At 67.4% G+C, this 15915-nt stretch carries 18 protein-coding genes; 11 read left to right on the forward strand and 7 right to left on the reverse strand.

Annotated features, from left to right (window positions below; translation table 11 throughout):
- Positions 1 to 82: 82 nt before the first annotated feature.
- A complete protein-coding gene (locus IB269_RS03695) occupies positions 83 to 469 on the reverse strand; it encodes a helix-turn-helix domain-containing protein (RefSeq protein WP_412523742.1) in 387 nt (128 codons plus the stop codon).
- An 11-nt stretch (positions 470 to 480) separates the two neighbouring features.
- Positions 481 to 795, reverse strand: coding sequence for a type II toxin-antitoxin system HigB family toxin (locus IB269_RS03700; RefSeq protein WP_013801561.1), 315 nt, complete (start codon positions 793 to 795; stop codon positions 481 to 483).
- A 201-nt stretch (positions 796 to 996) separates the two neighbouring features.
- On the opposite strand from IB269_RS03700, the gene IB269_RS03705 reads away from it, so the two are divergent.
- The 4 genes from IB269_RS03705 (at position 997) to IB269_RS03720 (ending at position 6241) form a co-directional block, all read left to right on the forward strand.
- On the forward strand, positions 997 to 2325 hold the full coding sequence (locus IB269_RS03705; protein WP_013801562.1) for an ABC transporter substrate-binding protein: 1329 nt from the start codon (positions 997 to 999) through the stop codon (positions 2323 to 2325).
- Positions 2326 to 2402: 77 nt separating this feature from the next.
- Positions 2403 to 4142: an ABC transporter permease gene (locus IB269_RS03710; protein ID WP_192366437.1), complete on the forward strand. Its 1740-nt coding sequence runs from the start codon at positions 2403 to 2405 to the stop codon at positions 4140 to 4142.
- Between the two features lie 6 nt (positions 4143 to 4148).
- On the forward strand, positions 4149 to 5240 hold the full coding sequence (locus IB269_RS03715; RefSeq protein ID WP_012206598.1) for an ABC transporter ATP-binding protein: 1092 nt from the start codon (positions 4149 to 4151) through the stop codon (positions 5238 to 5240).
- 83 nt (positions 5241 to 5323) lie between these two features.
- Positions 5324 to 6241, forward strand: a complete 918-nt coding sequence (locus IB269_RS03720; RefSeq protein WP_192366438.1) for a LysR family transcriptional regulator — start codon at positions 5324 to 5326, stop codon at positions 6239 to 6241.
- Here IB269_RS03720 and IB269_RS03725 read toward each other — a convergent pair.
- Positions 6208 to 6861, reverse strand: coding sequence for a TetR/AcrR family transcriptional regulator (locus IB269_RS03725; protein ID WP_192366439.1), 654 nt, complete (start codon positions 6859 to 6861; stop codon positions 6208 to 6210). The two genes, IB269_RS03720 and IB269_RS03725, sit on opposite strands and share 34 nt — an antisense overlap.
- Before the next feature lie 320 nt (positions 6862 to 7181).
- Between IB269_RS03725 and IB269_RS03730 the strand changes: the two genes are divergently transcribed.
- The 3 genes from IB269_RS03730 to IB269_RS03740 all read left to right on the forward strand — a co-directional run bounded on the left by IB269_RS03730 (position 7182) and on the right by IB269_RS03740 (position 10888).
- Positions 7182 to 8606, forward strand: a complete 1425-nt coding sequence (locus IB269_RS03730) for an amino acid permease (RefSeq protein WP_097201753.1) — start codon at positions 7182 to 7184, stop codon at positions 8604 to 8606.
- 21 nt (positions 8607 to 8627) lie between these two features.
- Complete coding sequence (gene hppD, locus IB269_RS03735; RefSeq protein WP_192366440.1) at positions 8628 to 9722, forward strand: 4-hydroxyphenylpyruvate dioxygenase; 1095 nt, start codon at positions 8628 to 8630, stop codon at positions 9720 to 9722.
- Positions 9723 to 9826: 104 nt separating this feature from the next.
- Positions 9827 to 10888: an aldo/keto reductase gene (locus IB269_RS03740; RefSeq protein WP_192366907.1), complete on the forward strand. Its 1062-nt coding sequence runs from the start codon at positions 9827 to 9829 to the stop codon at positions 10886 to 10888.
- 37 nt (positions 10889 to 10925) lie between these two features.
- Here IB269_RS03740 and IB269_RS03745 read toward each other — a convergent pair whose 3' ends face one another.
- From IB269_RS03745 to IB269_RS03760, 4 genes are read right to left on the reverse strand one after another with little or no spacing between them, the layout of a single operon-like run.
- Positions 10926 to 11549, reverse strand: a complete 624-nt coding sequence (locus IB269_RS03745) for a hypothetical protein (protein WP_192366441.1) — start codon at positions 11547 to 11549, stop codon at positions 10926 to 10928.
- Positions 11546 to 11761, reverse strand: coding sequence for a helix-turn-helix domain-containing protein (locus tag IB269_RS03750; RefSeq protein WP_013801570.1), 216 nt, complete (start codon positions 11759 to 11761; stop codon positions 11546 to 11548). Before IB269_RS03750 ends, IB269_RS03745 begins: the two co-directional genes overlap by 4 nt.
- Positions 11762 to 11764: 3 nt before the next feature.
- A complete protein-coding gene (locus IB269_RS03755; protein ID WP_016449238.1) occupies positions 11765 to 11923 on the reverse strand; it encodes a hypothetical protein in 159 nt (52 codons plus the stop codon).
- On the reverse strand, positions 11920 to 12468 hold the full coding sequence (locus IB269_RS03760) for a DUF2975 domain-containing protein (protein WP_192366442.1): 549 nt from the start codon (positions 12466 to 12468) through the stop codon (positions 11920 to 11922). Before IB269_RS03760 ends, IB269_RS03755 begins: the two co-directional genes overlap by 4 nt.
- A 57-nt stretch (positions 12469 to 12525) precedes the next feature.
- Between IB269_RS03760 and ybaK the strand changes: the two genes are divergently transcribed.
- The 4 genes from ybaK (at position 12526) to IB269_RS03780 (ending at position 15737) form a co-directional block, all read left to right on the forward strand.
- On the forward strand, positions 12526 to 13020 hold the full coding sequence (gene ybaK, locus IB269_RS03765) for a Cys-tRNA(Pro) deacylase (RefSeq protein WP_192366443.1): 495 nt from the start codon (positions 12526 to 12528) through the stop codon (positions 13018 to 13020).
- Positions 13021 to 13188: 168 nt separating this feature from the next.
- On the forward strand, positions 13189 to 13869 hold the full coding sequence (gene plsY, locus IB269_RS03770; RefSeq protein WP_013801572.1) for a glycerol-3-phosphate 1-O-acyltransferase PlsY: 681 nt from the start codon (positions 13189 to 13191) through the stop codon (positions 13867 to 13869).
- Positions 13870 to 13967: 98 nt separating this feature from the next.
- Positions 13968 to 15500 carry a DUF4178 domain-containing protein gene (locus IB269_RS03775; protein ID WP_192366444.1) on the forward strand — a complete coding sequence of 511 codons (1533 nt, stop codon included), beginning with the start codon at positions 13968 to 13970 and terminating at the stop codon, positions 15498 to 15500.
- 18 nt (positions 15501 to 15518) lie between these two features.
- Positions 15519 to 15737, forward strand: a complete 219-nt coding sequence (locus tag IB269_RS03780; protein ID WP_013801574.1) for a DUF350 domain-containing protein — start codon at positions 15519 to 15521, stop codon at positions 15735 to 15737.
- Positions 15738 to 15915 lie beyond the last annotated feature (178 nt).

Here is a 15915-nt window from a genome sequence, read left to right on the forward strand (position 1 = left end):
CTGCTGTGCAGCAGTCAGGGGCGGGACAGCGGTGGCTGGGGATTTCCCGGTGCGCCAGCACGGCTCCCGGCCGGGGTGGGCATCAGCCGTGGCTTTCCGAGGCGGCGGTGCGCGGGCGGGACAGCAGGCTCTCGGCCGGTATGCCCAGGTCATGAAGCCTGTAGAGCATGTTCAGCGTCAGGGGGCGGCTGCGGTTGAGTATTTCGTAGATGCGGTTGGTCTGCCCGATGTAGGGCACCAGGTCCTTGACCGTCATGCCCCGGGACTCCATGAGCAGGCGCAGCGCATCGATAGGGTCGGGGGGAGCGATGGGGTAATGCCTTGTCTCGTAGGCCTCAACCAGCGTTCCGAGAATGTCCAGCCTGTCGCCGTCGGGCGTTCCCGAGGCCGGGTCCTTGTCGATCAGTTGCGATATCTCGGTCAGTGCTGTCCTGTAATCCTGCTCGGTCCGGATGGGGCGGATTTCCATGGTCATTCCTTTCATTGCAGGCTCTGGTCCACCGTGGCGGCATCCACCTTGTCGTACTGCGCGTGCGTGCCTATGAACTTGATGTACAGCCACTGCTGCCTGTAGGCGATGGCGGCAATCAGGCGGTAGTCGTTGCCTTTGACGTTGAACACGACCCGGTTGTTGCCCACGATGCTGGCATTGCCGATCTGGTCCTTCACGTCCTGGGGGCAGGTCCACTGCGCGCGGGTGGCCATGTCGAACCACGCCTCAAGCGGTCCTTTGGCATCCGCATGCTCCGGCCTGCTGTAGAAATTGACGAGGGTGGAACGGGCCACGATGTGCATGGGTGGATGTTAGTCCCAAATTGGGACTGAGGCTGCCGGCATGGTCTTTGTGCTCTTTGCCGTGCTTGTGCTTTCGCGCCGGGTTAACCCGAGCGCCGCCGCCGCTGATGCACGGCATCAGAAACAATGATTGGCCGGCAGGGCCGGCGCTGCCTACAGTGGGTTGCAGATCGACCGCACAACAACCCGAAGGAGACAGCAATGCAGCAACGCAGATGGCTGACGGCCGCCATGGCCGCAGGATTGTGGGGCGCCGCCATGGCGGCCCAGGCCGGCACGGTGACGGTGCTGACCTCGTTTCCCAAGGAGCTGACCACGGCCTACCAGAAGGCCTTCGAGGCGGCCAACCCGGGGATCAAGATAGAGATCCTGAACAAGAACACCACGGCCGCCGTGGCCTATGTGCGCGAGCTGCCCGAGGGCCAGCGGCCCGACATCATGTGGGCCAGCGCCCCTGATGCCTTCGAGGTGCTGGCGCGCAACAAGCTGCTGACCGCCGCGCCCGAGACGCGCAATCCGGCCGCACCCGCCAAGATCGGCAACTACCCGCTCAACGACCCGCAGGGCCTGTACTACGGACAGGCGCTGGCAGGCTACGGAATCATGTGGAACACGCGCTACCTGAAGGCGCACAAGCTGGCGGCGCCCAAGGAGTGGAGCGATCTGACGCGGCCCGAGTACTTCGGCCACATCGCCATCTCCTCGCCCTCGCGCTCGGGCACCACGCAGCTGACGGTGGAGACCATCCTGCAGGGCGAGGGCTGGGACAAGGGCTGGCGCCAGCTGCTGTCCATGATGGGCAATGCCGCCGCCGTGACCGACCGCAGCTTTGCCGTGCCCGATGGCGTGAACAACGGCCAGTACGGCATAGGCATCGTGATCGATTTCTTCGGGCTGGCGGGCAAGTACTCGGGCTTCCCGGTGGACTTCGCCTATCCGGCGATGACGGCCGTGGTGCCGGCCAACATCGCGCTGATCGCGGGTGCCAAGAATGCCGATGAGGCGCGCAAGTTCATGGCCTTCACCATGTCGGTGCCGGGCCAGCAGCTGCTGTTCGACCCCAAGATCAGCCGCCTGCCCATCCTGCCCTACAGCCAGCTCAAGGCGCCGGCCGGCTACCCCGTGCCGCAGGAGGTGGCGCAGCGCGCCAAGGTGCAGTTCGACGCCAACCTGTCCGAGTCGCGCTATGCCGTGGTGATCAGCTTGTTCGACCAGATGGTGACCTTCCGCCTCAAGGAGCTGCAGGCGGCCACGCGCGCCATCCAGGAGGCGCACAAGGCCCTGCAGGCCAAGCCCAATGCCAAGGGGCAGGAGCTGCTGGCGCAAGCGCGCGACATCGCCTACTCGCCGCTGGTGGGCGAAGCCAATGTGAAGGACGAGCAGTTCCTGGAGCTGTTCCGCAAGAGCCGGCGCGATGTGGCCGTGTCCAAGGAGCTGACGGGCCTGGAGCAGATGTGGGCCGACAAGGCGCGTGCCAACTACGAGCGCGCAGGCAAGCTGGCCGCCGAGGCGCGCGGCCTGGCCCGGTAAGTGGCGGGCGCAGGGGCCCGGCACCGGGCGCCTGCATGCACTCCCCTTGACAGTCTCTTTCGCTGCGGAGCATTCGCATGAGCATCGATTCCATGGCGGCGCCCGGCGTCGCCCCCCTTGCTGCGCGCGCACGGCGCATTCCGTCGGGCTGGGGGCCGTGGCTGGCCTTCGCGCTGATCCTGGCCTTTTTGCTGGCCTTTCTCATCGTGCCCGTGGGCATGGTGGTCTACACCGCCTTCGTCAATGAAGGCGGCGGGCTCACACTGGGGCACTTCGGCAATTTCTTCGGCCAGACCGTCTTCCGCGAGTCGTTCTTCAACAGCCTGGGCGTGTCCCTGGCCAGCGTGTTCTTCGCCAGCCTGATCGCCGTGCCGCTGGCCTATCTGACGGTGCGCTTCGAGTTCCGGGGCGCGCTGCTGATACAGACGCTGGGCGTGCTGCCGCTGATCATGCCGCCCTTCGTGGGGGCGGTGGCGCTGCAGCTGATCTTCGGGCGCAGCGGCTCGGTCAACCTGCTGCTGGACGACTGGTTCGGCTTCACCGTGCCCATCATGGAGGGGCTGACGGGCGTGATCTTCGTGGAGAGCATCCACTACTTCCCGTTCATCTTGCTCAACCTCGTGGCGGCCATGCGCAATATCGACGGGGCCATGGAGGAGTCGGCGCTGAACCTGGGCTCGCGTGGTTTCCGGCTGTTCCGGCGCGTGATCTTTCCGCTGGCCATGCCCGGCTACCTGGCGGGCGCGGCCCTGGTGTTCGTCAAGGTGTTCGACGACCTGGGCACGCCGCTGGTGATGGGCGTGACCAATATGCTGGCGCCCCAGGCCTATCTGCGCATCACCTCGGTGGGGCTCGATGATCCGCTGGGCTATGTGATCAGCGTGATCATGATCGCGTTCTCCATCGTCGCCCTGTGGCTGGCCGCGCGGGTGATGAAGGGCAAGGACTACGCCACGCTACAAAAGGGCGGCAGCGCGCTGCAAAAGCGCCGGCTGTCGGCCTGGGAGGCGCTGCTGGCCTATGGCTGGATCGCCCTGGTGCTGCTGGTGGTGCTGGCGCCGCACATCGGCATCTTGCTGATGTCGTTCTCCAAGGTCTGGAGCTTCTCGGTGCTGCCCGACAGCTACACGCTGGAGCACTACGCCACGGTGTTCACCGACTCGGGCTACATGATCGGCAACACGCTGTTGTACTGCCTGATGGCGGCGGGCATCGACGTGGTGATCGGCACCGCCATCGCCTACCTGATCCTGCGCACCCGGCTGCCTGCCCGGCAGTGGCTGGACTACCTGGCCTCGGTGGCGCTGGCGATTCCGGGGCTGGTGCTGGCCATCGGCTACCTGCGCCTGTTCAAGGGCGTGAACCTGCCCTTCACCGATACGCCCATCGTCACGACCTGGGTGCTGATCATGCTGGCCTATGCGGTGCGGCGGCTGCCGTATGCGCTGCGCTCGTGCATGGCGGCGCTGCAGCAGGTGCACATCTCGCTGGAGGAGGCCGCGCAAAGCCTGGGCGCGGGCCGCACCAGCGTGATACGGCGCGTGATGGTGCCGCTGATGGCCGGCGGCATCCTGGCCGGCTTCGTCACCAGCTTCATCACGGCGGCCGTGGAGCTGTCGGCCACCATCATGCTGGCCTCGGCCCAGAGCCAGGCGCCCATGAGCTACGGCATCTACCTGTACATGCAAAGCATCTCGGGGCGCGGACCCGGTGCGGCATTGGGCGTGCTGGCCGTGGTCGTGGTCGGCCTGGGCACGTATTTCTCGCACCGCTTCGTGGAGCGCTCGCGCGCCACCGTGCAATCGACTTCGGAGTGAACCGCCATGCACCTGGACCCTGTCTCCCTCGAATGCAGGCACATCAGCCTGAGCTACGGCAGCAACGAAGTGCTGCGCGACGTCAACCTCAAGATCGAGCCTGGCGAGTTCTTCGCGCTGCTGGGGCCTTCGGGCTCGGGCAAGTCCACGCTGCTGCGGCTGATTGCCGGTTTCAACCGGCACCAGCGCGGCGAGCTGCTGGTGGGCGGGCAGGACATCACGGGCGTGCCGCCGCATGCGCGCAACATCGGCATGGTGTTCCAGAACTATGCGCTGTGGCCGCACATGACGGTGTACGACAACGTGGCCTTCGGCCTGGTCGAGCGCCGCGAAAGCCGCGACACCATCCGCCGCAAGGTGGGCGAGGTGCTGGAGCTGGTGGGCCTGTCGCAGTACGCGCAGCGCCGCCCGGGCCAGCTGTCGGGCGGGCAGCAGCAGCGCGTGGCGCTGGCGCGCACCGTGGTGATCGCGCCCAAGCTGCTGCTGCTGGACGAGCCGCTGTCCAACCTCGACAAGCAGCTGCGCGTGCAGATGCGCGAGGAACTGCGCAGCCTGCAGCGCAAGCTGGGCCTGACCACCATCTTCGTCACCCACGACCAGGAGGAGGCCATGACCACGGCCGACCGCATGGCCGTGCTCGACAAGGGCGTGCTGCAGCAGGTGGGCTCGGCGGCTGGGCTGTACGACTATCCGGCCAACCGCTTCGTGGCGGGCTTTGTCGGCACGGCCAATGTGCTGGAGGGCGAGGTGCTGCCGACGATAGGCGAGTCGCTGGTCTTCAAGGTGCCGGGCCTGGGCACGCTGACCCTGCCGCGCCCGGCCCAGCCGCCCGTGCCGGGGCGCGCGGCGCTGGCCTTCCGGCCGCACCAGGTGCAGATTGCGGTGCGCGACGATGCGGGCGATGCCTCGCGCGTGTGGGTGGAAGGGCAGATCGAAAGCGCCGAGTTCCTGGGCGAGTTCTCGCGCTACCGCGTGCGCGTGGGCGAGGTGGCCGTGGTCGCCGACCAGGCGCACTACGCGGGCATTGCCATGTTCCCCATGGGCATGCCGGTGCGCCTGGGCATCGAGCCCACGCAGCTGCGCTACCTCGATGAGTGAACGATGAGACGGCTAGGGATGTTCCCTGACACCCGGGCCTGCCCGGGCCGCAGGCCCTGGCGCCTGCGCTAGGCTGGCCGCCCATGGAGATGTATCAGCTGCGCGCCTACGTCACGGCGGCCACGCTGGGCAGCGTCACGCGCACGGCCGAGGCCCTGCACCTGACACAGCCCGCCATCACGGCCCAGATCAAGGCGCTGGAGGAAGAGCTGGGCGTGGCGCTGTTCGACCGGCGCCCGGGCCGCATCAGCCTCACGCGGGCCGGCGAGGCCCTGATGGAGCCCGCCCGGCAGGTGCTGGATGCGGCAGGACGCCTGCAGGGCCAGGCCCGCGAGCTGCAGGGCGAGATCACCGGCCAGCTGCTGTTGGGCACGGTGGCCGACCCCGAGGCGCTGCGCCTGGGCTCGCTGCTGCATGGCCTGGTGGAGGCGCTGCCGCTGCTGGACATCAAGACACGCCAGGGCTGGGCCGAGGAGTTGCGCGCGCAGGTCGCGGCCGGCGGCCTGCAGGGCGCGTTCTACATCGGCGCCCACATGCCGCGCGACCTGGGCGCCCTGGTGCTGCAGACACTGCACTACCGCGTGGCGGCGCCGCCCGCGCTGCGCGAACGCGTCCTGCAATCGGGCTGGAAGGACCTGGCGCAACTGCCCTGGATCGGTGCGCCCGCGCAGCACCATGAGCAGGCCCTGCTGCTGGCGCTGTTCGCCCGCCAGGGGCTGAGCCCCAATCAGATCGTGGAAAGCGATGCCGCCGCCGCGCCCGAGAGCCTGGTGCGCGCCGGCCTGGGCCTGGCGCTGCTGCGCGAGGACCGCGCCCTGGCCGCGGCCGAGCATGGCTGCGTGGCCATCTGGCCGCATGCGCGCGTGTCGGCGCAGCTGGGCTTCATCCACCCGCGCGAGGCCGAGCACGATCCGGCCCTGGTGGCCACGCTGTCGCAACTGCGCAGGGTCTGGGGACTGACCGAGGTTCAGGCGGCGGCGCCGCCGCCGCCGCCGGCCTGAGGGGTGCCTGCCTGGACGATGGCCTCGACCAGCGCATCAAGGCTGCCCTGGCGCTCCTGCTCGCCCACCTCGAACAGCTCCAGCACGCCGGTGCCGCGCAGGATGGCGAAGGCCATGGCCGCAAAGCCCTGGGGGCGGGGATGGTGGGCCGCGATCTCGGGGAAGACGTCCAGGAAGCGGGTGTAGAACACGCTGTCCACATGTACCCGGCGCGCGTCCACGCGGTCGAACAGCGAGGGGGAGGCCTTGCAGCCGAAGAACATGCTCCAGGCCGCCTGGTAGTTGGCCGCGCCGAAGATGTTGTCCCAGGCCAGGGTGACGAAGGTCTGTGCACGCTCGCGCAGGGGCAGGGCCTTGTCGGGCCAGACCGTGCCCTGGTCGCTCAGCGGCTCCATGACCTCGATGACCAGCCGCTCCATCAGCGCGTCGCGGCTCTCGAAGTGGTGCTGCAGCGCGCCCAGCGACACATCGGCGCCACGCGCGATGGCCTGCAGTGTGGCGCTCTTGAAGCCGCCCTCGCGCAGCAGCGCCAGGGCGGAGTCGATGATCTTGCGTTGCGTTGTCTCCACACGCTCGGTCTGCGGCGTGCGTGCGCGCCGCTGCGTGGCGGACGTCGTCATGTTCTGGGCTCCAGAGGGCAAAAAAATAATAGTAGATTGTTTTTGTTTGTTGCGGGCGTTCAACCGTTGCCGCAGTGCGGCATGGCGGGCGGCAATGCGTCGATCGCCTTCGCTACTCCTTCTTTTTGGGCTTGTCCATAGGGATAAATTACAAGAAATAATAATTTATTGTTTTTTATAGTTGATACCCATCAACAAGGGGCGCACAACGCCCCGCATTCCAACAGGCACCCCACGAGGAGACATTGCCGTGAAGACCACCGAAGTGTTCCAACCCCTGCGCCGCCGCGCGCCTTGCTGAGAGCCGGAGCACCCCCTTGATGCACAGTTCTTCTTCGCAGGGCCATCTGGAGCGCAGGCTCAAGAACCGCCATATCCAGCTCATCGCGCTGGGCGGCACCATCGGCACGGGCCTGTTCCTGGGCTCGGCCGGCATCATCGAGCTGGCCGGCCCGTCCGTGCTGCTCGGCTACGCCATTGGCGGGCTGATCATCTTTTTCATCATGCGTTTCCTGGGCGAGATGCTGGTCGAGGAGCCCAACGCGGGCTCGTTCAGCTATTTCGCCAACCGCTACCTGGGCCGCTTCGCGGGCTTTCTGGCGGGCTGGAACTGTGTGGCGCTGTATGTGCTCGTGGGCATGCTGGAGCTGACGGCCGCAGGCAAGTTCATCCAGTTCTGGTGGCCCGGCATACCCACCTGGGTGACGGCGGCGGTGTTTTTCGTGCTGATCAACGGCGTGAACTTCATCAACGTCAAGGCCTATGGCGAGTTCGAGTTCTGGTTCGCGCTGATCAAGATCGCGGCCGTGCTGGCCATGATCGCTGCGGGCGTGTATCTGCTGGCCAACGCCGACCGGCCCGAGCAGACCGTGCGCAACCTGTGGACGCACGGCGGCTTCTTCCCCAACGGCTTCTCAGGCCTGGTGATGGCCTTCGCCTTCATCATGTTCGCCTTCGGCGGCGTGGAGATGCTGGGCTTCGCTGCGGCCGAGACCGACCAGCCGCGCACCGTCATCCCCAAGGCCGTGAACCAGCTGATCTATCGCGTGCTGGTGTTCTACATCGGCTCCATGGCCGTGCTGATGTCGCTGATGCCCTGGACGGACCTGCTGGGCCAGCTCAAGGCAGGCGGCGACACCTACAGCAGCAGCCCCTTCGTGCTGGTGTTCTCGGGCCTGGGCGAGAACACGGCCGCCCACCTGCTGAACTTCGTGATCCTCACGGCCACGCTGTCGGTCTACAACAGCATGGTCTACAGCAACAGCCGCCTGCTGTACGGCATGGCCAGCGAAGGCAATGCGCCGCGCTCGCTGATGCAGGTCAACCGCCGCGGCGTGCCGGTGCGGGCCATTGTCTATCCGGCCATCTTCACGGCGCTGGCCATCGTGCTGAACTATGTGGCGCCGGCCGGCGTGCTCGAGTTGCTGATGTCGCTGATCGTGGCAGCCCTGGTGATCACCTGGACCATCATCATCGTGGCGCACTGGCGCTTTCGCCGGGCGCATGTGGCGCGCAAGACCGTGCTGGGCTTTCCCGCACCGGCCGCGCCGCTGACCAACGCCATCTGCCTGGCCGCCATGGCCCTGGTGGTGGGCGTGATGCTGCTGACACCGTCGGTGCGGTCCTCCGCGCTGGCCATTCCGATCTGGGTCCTGGTGGTCTACGGGGCCTATCGCCTCGTGTTCCGCCAACGTCCCACGCCTGTGCTGGAATCCGTACTGGAACCCGCGCACATCCCCCGTTGAAACCTTCAAGGAGAACCAACCATGGCAGACCTGTTCGACAACCCGATGGGCCTGATGGGCTTCGAATTCGTGGAATTCGCGTCGCCCGCGCCCGGCGTGCTGGAGCCGCTGTTCGAGAAGCTGGGCTTCACCCTGGTGGCCAAGCACCGTTCCAAGAACGTGCTGCTGTACCGCCAGGGAGGCATCAACTTCATCATCAACAATGAGCCGGGGCAGGCCGCCTATTTCGCGGCCGAGCACGGCGCCTCGGCCTGCGGCCTGGCCTTCCGCGTCAAGGACGCGCACCAGGCCTACAAGCGCGCGCTGGAACTGGGCGCCCAGCCGGTGGAGATCCCCACGGGTCCCATGGAGCTGCGCCTGCCGGCCATCAAGGGCATCGGCGGCGCGCCGCTGTACCTGATCGACCGCTTCGACGAAGGCAAGTCCATCTACGACATCGACTTCGAGTTCCTGCCCGGCGTGGACCGCAACCCCAAGGGCCACGGCTTCCATGTGGTGGACCACCTGACGCACAACGTCTACCGCGGCCGCATGACCTACTGGGCGGTCTTCTACAGCAAGCTGTTCAATTTCCGCGAGATCCGCTACTTCGACATCTCGGGCGAGTACACCGGCCTGGCCTCCAAGGCCATGACCGCGCCCGACGGCCTGATCCGCATTCCGCTGAACGAGGAATCGCGCCAGGGCGGCGGCCAGATCGAGGAATTCCTCATGCAGTTCAACGGCGAGGGCATCCAGCACATCGCGCTGCTGACGGACAACCTGCTGGACTCCATCGACCAGCTGCAGATGGCCGGCATTCCGCTGCTGACCGCGCCCAACGACATCTACTACCAGAACCTGGAAGGCCGCCTGCCCGGCCACGGCCAGCCCGTGGGCGAGCTGCAGGCACGCGGCATCCTGCTGGACGGCACGACCGAGGGCGGCCAGCCGCGCCTGCTGCTGCAGATCTTCTCCCAGCCCATGCTGGGCCCCGTGTTCTTCGAGTTCATCGAGCGCAAGGGCAACTACCGCGAAGGCTTCGGCGAAGGCAATTTCAAGGCCCTGTTCGAGTCCATGGAGCGCGACCAGATCAACCGCGGCGTGCTGCAGGCCGAGGCACCGCAGGGCGCCTGATCCCGACGAACGCAGCGCGCCCGCCCGGCCCTGGCCGGGTGGGCGCGCTGCCGTCAGGGTAAACACGGGCGGCCCTACACTCGGTGCCCATGAATTCCCCCTCGATGCAACCGGTGGCGCTCGGTCAAAGCGCATTGCAAGTCAGCCCCATCTGCCTGGGCACCATGACGTTCGGCGAGCAGGTCGGCGAGGCCGAGGCCTTTGCCATCATGGACCGCGCGCTGGAACGCGGCGTGGACTTCTTCGACACGGCCGAGATGTATGCCGTGCCCGCACGCGCCGAAACCTGCGGCGCCACCGAGACCATCATCGGCCGCTGGTTCGCCCAGCGCCCCGGCGCGCGCGCCAAGGTCGTGCTGGCCACCAAGGTGGCCGGTCCTTCGCGGGGCATGCCCTGGGTGCGCGAGGGCAAGGGCATGACGGCGGCCGACATCGCCGCCTCCTGCGAAGGCAGCCTGCGCCGCCTGTGCACGGACGTGATCGACCTCTACCAGATCCACTGGCCCGAGCGCAACGTGCCGGCTTTCGGCCAGCTGTACTACGACCCGGCCAAGGAAAGCTCGCAGACCGGCATCCACGAGCAGCTCGAGGCGCTGGGCCGCCTGGTCCGTGAAGGCAAGGTGCGCCACATCGGCCTGTCCAATGAAACGCCCTGGGGCGTGCACGAATTCGTGCGCCTGGCCGAGCAGCACGGCCTGCCGCGAGTGGCCTCGGTGCAGAACGCCTACTGCCTGCTCAACCGCAGCTGGGAAAACGGCATGGACGAAAGCTGCCACCGCCTGGGTGTCTCGCTGCTGGCCTATTCGCCGCTGGCCTTCGGCCTGCTCACGGGCAAGTTCGACGTGCATGCGCCCACCGATCCCGCTGCGCCGCAGGCCGCACGCATTGCGCGCTACGAGTCCGTGCGAAAGCAGCGCTGGGGCCGGCCCGAAGCCCTGGCCGCCGCGCGCCGCTACAACGCGCTGGCGCGCGAGCATGGCATGACGCCCACGCAGCTGGCGCTGGCGTTTTGCTACACCAAGTGGCAGGTGGCCAGCACCATCATCGGCGTGACCTCGGTGGCCCAGCTCGATGAGGACCTGAACGCCTGGGGCACGCAACTGTCGCCCGAACTGCTGTCGGCCATCGACGCCATCCGCTGGGAAGTGCGCGACCCTGCGCAATAGGCCTAGGCCCTGCGCAATAGGCCTCGCCACTGCATCTTCAGCGGCTGCACTCGCCCTTGAGCGCAGCGGCCGCCAGCATGGGCAGGCTCAGCAGGCCCATGCCGCCGCCCTTGAACTCGCCCTTCATGCAATCGCCCTGGGCGGCCTCGCGCATGCCGCTGGCCAGCGGGTCCTCGCGCTGCGCATGGATCTGGGGCCTGACCAGGCCCTGCCGGGCCGCCGACTGCACGGCCTCGCGGCCTGCGGCCGAGTCCAGCAGGCGGCCCATGGCCCTGGCGCTGCGCGCGGTGTCCGGGACGGCCTCGGTGTCGGCGGGCACAGGCGCTTGCGGCGCGGCGGCTGTTGCGGCCTGCTCCGTGGCCTTTGCAGCCCCTGCGCTTTGCCTTGAAGGCGGTGCGACGGCGGCGGTGTCCGGCCGCCGCGCAGGCTTGGGCCTGGGCGCGGGATTGGGCGCGGGTGCCGGTCCGGGCCGGGCAACCGCTGGAGCAGGAGAGGGGGCCGGCGTCGGCGCCTCGACCCAGACCACCTGAAGGCGGTGCGCCTCGGCCTGCCCGGTGCCGGGCCGCCCAATCTCCGGGGCCAGACCCTGCCACAGCAGCGCCCCGTGCAGCAGCAGCGACAGCAGCAGGCCCGCGATCAGCCGCAGCCGTCCGCTGCTCAAGCCTCGGGCCCTGCCACCCATTCCAGCAGGTCGCCGGGCTGGCACTGCAGTGCCTCGCAGATGCGCTCCAGCGTGTCGAAGCGCACGCCGCGCACCTTGCCGCTCTTGAGCAGGGAAATATTCTGTTCGGTGATGCCGACCATCTCGGCCAGTTCGCGCGAGCGCATCTTGCGGCGTGCCAGCATCACATCGAGGTGGACGATGATGGGCATGGTTCAGTCGCCATCCCGGAATCGGTTGGCGTCGCGAAGGAAGATCACCAGGGTCAGCAGGAATAGGCCCAGCAGCACCAATGCGGCCTCGTACAGGTGCAGCGAGAGCGGGCGCTGGCCGGGGAGCACCATGAGGTGGATCGTGATGGGAACGCCGCTCATACGAATCCCGCGTTCTCGTCGGCGATGCGCCGCGCCTGCAGCATCACATGGGCGATGGAGACCAGCACCACGCCGAGCAGGACCAGGAGGGCATCGTGCCAGTACAGGCCCAGCGTGACGAAGCGCTGCCCTGGCGGATTGCCCATGCTGGCCGCCACCGACATCAGCGCGCGCGTGAAGGGCAGGGCCAGCGCGCCCGCCAGCACCGTCCAGGCAAAGCGCATCAGGGCTTGCTGCGCCTGCTGGCCGAAGACACGGCCCTGCAGATACTCGCCGAACAGTGTCCACAACTGGCGCAGCGCGTACAGCCCGCAGCCCACGGGCAGCAGGCTGACCAGTGCGGTGCGCCAGCGCGCAGCCATGTCCAGCGGCTGGCCGGGCGGCATGCCCAGCAGGCCTTCCGCCTGGCCCGAAAGATCTTGCGGCGACAGCAGGGCGGCTGCCGGCAGGGCCAGCAGCGCGACGGCACCGAGCGCAATCAGGATGCGCGCCGCCTGGGAGTGGCGCCTCAGGGCGTTGCCCGCGGCGTGGGGCGTATAGTTCATGGCACAGCCTTGTATTGATGAATCGATAAAAAATTATTGTAAAACGATAAAAAATTCATGTCCAAGAAAAACTCTCATGTCAGCGAGACACCGGCCACGCAGCTGCTGCGCGCCCACAAGGTGGAGTTCACCGAGCATCCCTATGAGTACCTGGAACACGGTGGCACCGAGCACAGCGCGGCCAGCCTGGGCCTGGACGAGCACATGGTGGTCAAGACCCTGGTGATGCAGGACCAGGACGCCAGGCCGCTGATCGTGCTCATGCACGGCGACTGCAAGGTCTCCACCAAGAACCTGGCACGGCAGATCGGCGCCAAGAGCGTGGGGCCCTGCAAGCCCGAAGTCGCCAACCGCCACAGCGGCTACCTGGTCGGCGGCACCTCGCCCTTCGGCACGCGCCGCGACATGCCGGTCTATATCGAAGAGAGCATCCTGGCGCTGCCGCGCATCGCCATCAACGGCGGGCGCCGGGGCTTTCTGGTGCAGCTGGACCCGCAGGTCTGCGTGCAGCTGCTGGATGCACGGCCCGTGCACTGCGCGCTGGCAGAATAGATGCCCTGAAGAAATGAACATGACTTGCGCACACGGGAAGGCGGCCACCGCCTCCAACGGGTTCGCGCAGGTCCTGATGAAAAACATGTGTCGGCGATCAGGGAGGGCGGGCCATCATGGCCGGCCGGATCGCGCGCCGGCGCTCCACAGACCGGCCAAGGACTTCAATTGAACGCGCTCTACCCCCTTCTCGCCACCGTGGCGGCCTACCTGATCGGCTCGCTGTCGTTCGCCGTCATCGTCAGCCGGGCCATGGGCCTGAATGATCCGCGCACCTATGGCAGCGGCAACCCCGGTGCCACCAATGTGCTGCGTTCCGGCAGCAAGGCGGCCGCAGCCGTGACCCTGTTGCTGGATGCGGCCAAGGGCTGGCTGCCCGTGGCCCTGGTGCAATGGTTCGGCAGCCGCTTCGGCCTGGGCGACGGCACGGTGGCCATGGTGGCGCTGGCCGCCTTCCTGGGCCACCTGTACCCGGTGTTCTTCCGCTTCAAGGGCGGCAAGGGCGTGGCCACGGCACTGGGCGTGCTGCTGGGCATCAGCGTCTGGCTGGGCCTGGCGGTGGCGCTGACCTGGCTGATCATTGCCGTGTTCTTCCGCTATTCCTCGCTGGCGGCCCTGGTGGCCTCCGTGTTCGCCCCCGTCTACTACCTGCTGTGCAGTGGCGTGGTCTGGTATGCCGAGACGCCGATTGCCGCCGCCATCGTCGCCATGGCGGCCCTGCTGATCTGGCGCCACCGCGAGAACATCCAGCGCCTGATGGCCGGCAAGGAATCCAGGCTGGGCAGCAAGAAGGCCGACCCGGCAGCCGCCGCGGCCAAGCCCGGCACGGCCAAAGGCAAGCCGCATTGAACGCCGCCGCCGCGCTGCGCTACACGGGCGCAGCTTGCGTGAATGGCGTGGCCGGCCAGCCGCGCTCCAGGCCCTCTCACCACTGACGACCTTCCCACATGGCATCGAGTCCATCGCAGCGCGTCTATCGCGCACCTTGCCCCGGCTGCGGCGCGCCCGTGGAATTTTCCAGCGCCCAGGCCAGCTACGCCGTCTGCGAGTTCTGCCGCAGCACCGTGGTGCGCCAGGGCGATGTGCTGCAGCGCCGTGGCTCCATGGCCGAGGTCTTCGAGGACTACAGCCCCCTGCGCATCGGCGCCACGGGCCAGATGCTGCGCAACGGCAAGCCCGAGCACTTCACCCTGGTCGGGCGGCTGCAGCTCAAGAGCGAGGCGGGCGCCTGGAGCGAATGGGTGGCCGCGTTCAGCGATGGTGCGCTGGGCTTCCTGAGCGAGGACAACGGCCAGTTCGTCTGGTCCTGGCCCTGGGAGGCCGAGGCCCTGCGCAACGGGCCGTTCAAGGCCTCCGACTGGCTGCTGGGCTCGCAGCGCGTGCTCGGCGGCAAGAGCTTCACCGTCAGCAGCGTGCAGAACGCGCGGCTGGTATCGGCCCAGGGCGAGCTGGCGCAGCTGCCCGAGCCCGGCACGCCGTACCGGCTGGTGGAGCTGCGCAGCGAGCAGGGCCAAGTCCTGTCCGTGGACTTCTCGGCCCAGCCGCCTGCGCTGAGCCTGGGCGAACGCGTGGTGCTGGACGACCTCAGGCTGCAGGGCCTTCGCGACGGCGCCTCGCTCAAGGGCGAGCAGGGCAGGCACTTCAACTGCCCCAAGTGCGGCGCCGTGGTGCCCGTGCGCTTCACCACCACCAAGAGCCTGAGCTGCCCCAGTTGCGGATCGCTGGTGGACCTGAGCCAGGGCATTGGCAAGGAACTTTCCTATGCCGAACAGAACGAGCCCGTGCGCCCCGCCATCCCCCTGGGCAGCAAGGGCGCATTGGAAGGCCTGCAGTGGCAGGTGGTGGGCTTTCAGCACCGCATGGGCGAGGAGGCCGGCGACGACGAGAGCTTTGGCTGGGAGGAATACCTGCTGTTCAGCCAGAAGGCCGGCTTCGCCTTCCTGGTCGATTCCTCCGATGGCTGGAGCTTGGCCCGCGTGACCACGGGCGTGCCCAAGCTCTCCAAGAACCGCAGCACGGCCAAGTACATGGGCCGGCAGTACCAGCTTGAATCGCGCTACACGGCCGAGACCACCTATGCGCTGGGCGAGTTCTACTGGCCCGTGCAGCGCGGCCAGACCACGCGCAATGTGGACTATGTGAGCGCAGGCGCGCAGAACAAGGCCTTTCTGGCCAGCGAGACCGAGAACGGCGAGACCACCTGGTCGCATGGCAGCGCCGTCTCGGCCACCACGCTGGCAACGGCCTTCGGCCTCAAGCAGCTGCGGGACCGCTCGCAGGTCGGCGTGATGTCGGGCAGCCGCTTCGGCCTGTGGACCATCGTCATCGGCGTGGTCATCCTGTGGCTGGTGTTCGTCATGCTGCGCGGCTGCATGTCGCGCCCGAACTGCAACCCGAACACCGATCCCAACTGCAACAGCTACACCCGCAGCAGCGGCGGCTCCTGGGGTGGCTACACCTCGGGCGGCAGCCACAAGTAAACAACGGAGAAACTGATCATGAACTTCGACTGGTTCAACCCCGCCGCCTTCTTCGGCTCGATCCTCTATGCGCTGGTGGGCGTGGTGGTGTTCTGGCTGTGCTTCATCATCATCGACAAGATCACGCCCGTGGACATGTGGGCCGAGATCGTCGAGAAGCACAACAAGGCGCTGGCCATGGTGGTGGCCGCCATGTGCCTGGGCATCAGCATCATCGTCGCTGCCGCCATCCACTGAACGGGGCCGCCTGGCCCCCCGCACTCCCCATCTCCCGCCGACACGCAGCCCGCCTGAAAAGGTGCGGCTGCGCTGCGCATGGCGGCGTTGCTGCGTGGCAACAAATTCCTTGTTGATAGTGAGTTTGCAAATGATATTCGTTTGCATTCTAAATAGAATCGCCCCCTTCATTCGAAGA

The organism is Delftia sp. DLF01 (genome assembly GCF_014852125.1).
In the GTDB taxonomy this organism is placed as follows: domain Bacteria; phylum Pseudomonadota; class Gammaproteobacteria; order Burkholderiales; family Burkholderiaceae_C; genus Comamonas; species Comamonas acidovorans.

Bases quoted from the DNA above. Each gene is read 5' to 3' on its own strand.
- IB269_RS03760 (WP_192366442.1), bottom strand. From the start codon at position 12,468: ATGAACTATACGCCCCACGCCGCGGGCAACGCCCTGAGGCGCCACTCC.
- IB269_RS03775 (WP_192366444.1), top strand. From the start codon at position 13,968: ATGGCATCGAGTCCATCGCAGCGCGTCTATCGCGCACCTTGCCCCGGC.
- IB269_RS03710 (WP_192366437.1), top strand. From the start codon at position 2,403: ATGAGCATCGATTCCATGGCGGCGCCCGGCGTCGCCCCCCTTGCTGCG.
- hppD (WP_192366440.1), top strand. From the start codon at position 8,628: ATGGCAGACCTGTTCGACAACCCGATGGGCCTGATGGGCTTCGAATTC.
- IB269_RS03730 (WP_097201753.1), top strand. From the start codon at position 7,182: ATGCACAGTTCTTCTTCGCAGGGCCATCTGGAGCGCAGGCTCAAGAAC.
- IB269_RS03705 (WP_013801562.1), top strand. From the start codon at position 997: ATGCAGCAACGCAGATGGCTGACGGCCGCCATGGCCGCAGGATTGTGG.
- IB269_RS03720 (WP_192366438.1), top strand. From the start codon at position 5,324: ATGGAGATGTATCAGCTGCGCGCCTACGTCACGGCGGCCACGCTGGGC.
- IB269_RS03750 (WP_013801570.1), bottom strand. From the start codon at position 11,761: ATGCCCATCATCGTCCACCTCGATGTGATGCTGGCACGCCGCAAGATG.
- IB269_RS03755 (WP_016449238.1), bottom strand. From the start codon at position 11,923: ATGAGCGGCGTTCCCATCACGATCCACCTCATGGTGCTCCCCGGCCAG.
- ybaK (WP_192366443.1), top strand. From the start codon at position 12,526: ATGTCCAAGAAAAACTCTCATGTCAGCGAGACACCGGCCACGCAGCTG.
- IB269_RS03700 (WP_013801561.1), bottom strand. From the start codon at position 795: ATGCACATCGTGGCCCGTTCCACCCTCGTCAATTTCTACAGCAGGCCG.
- IB269_RS03780 (WP_013801574.1), top strand. From the start codon at position 15,519: ATGAACTTCGACTGGTTCAACCCCGCCGCCTTCTTCGGCTCGATCCTC.
- IB269_RS03695 (WP_412523742.1), bottom strand. From the start codon at position 469: ATGGAAATCCGCCCCATCCGGACCGAGCAGGATTACAGGACAGCACTG.
- IB269_RS03715 (WP_012206598.1), top strand. From the start codon at position 4,149: ATGCACCTGGACCCTGTCTCCCTCGAATGCAGGCACATCAGCCTGAGC.
- IB269_RS03740 (WP_192366907.1), top strand. From the start codon at position 9,827: ATGCAACCGGTGGCGCTCGGTCAAAGCGCATTGCAAGTCAGCCCCATC.
- IB269_RS03725 (WP_192366439.1), bottom strand. From the start codon at position 6,861: ATGACGACGTCCGCCACGCAGCGGCGCGCACGCACGCCGCAGACCGAG.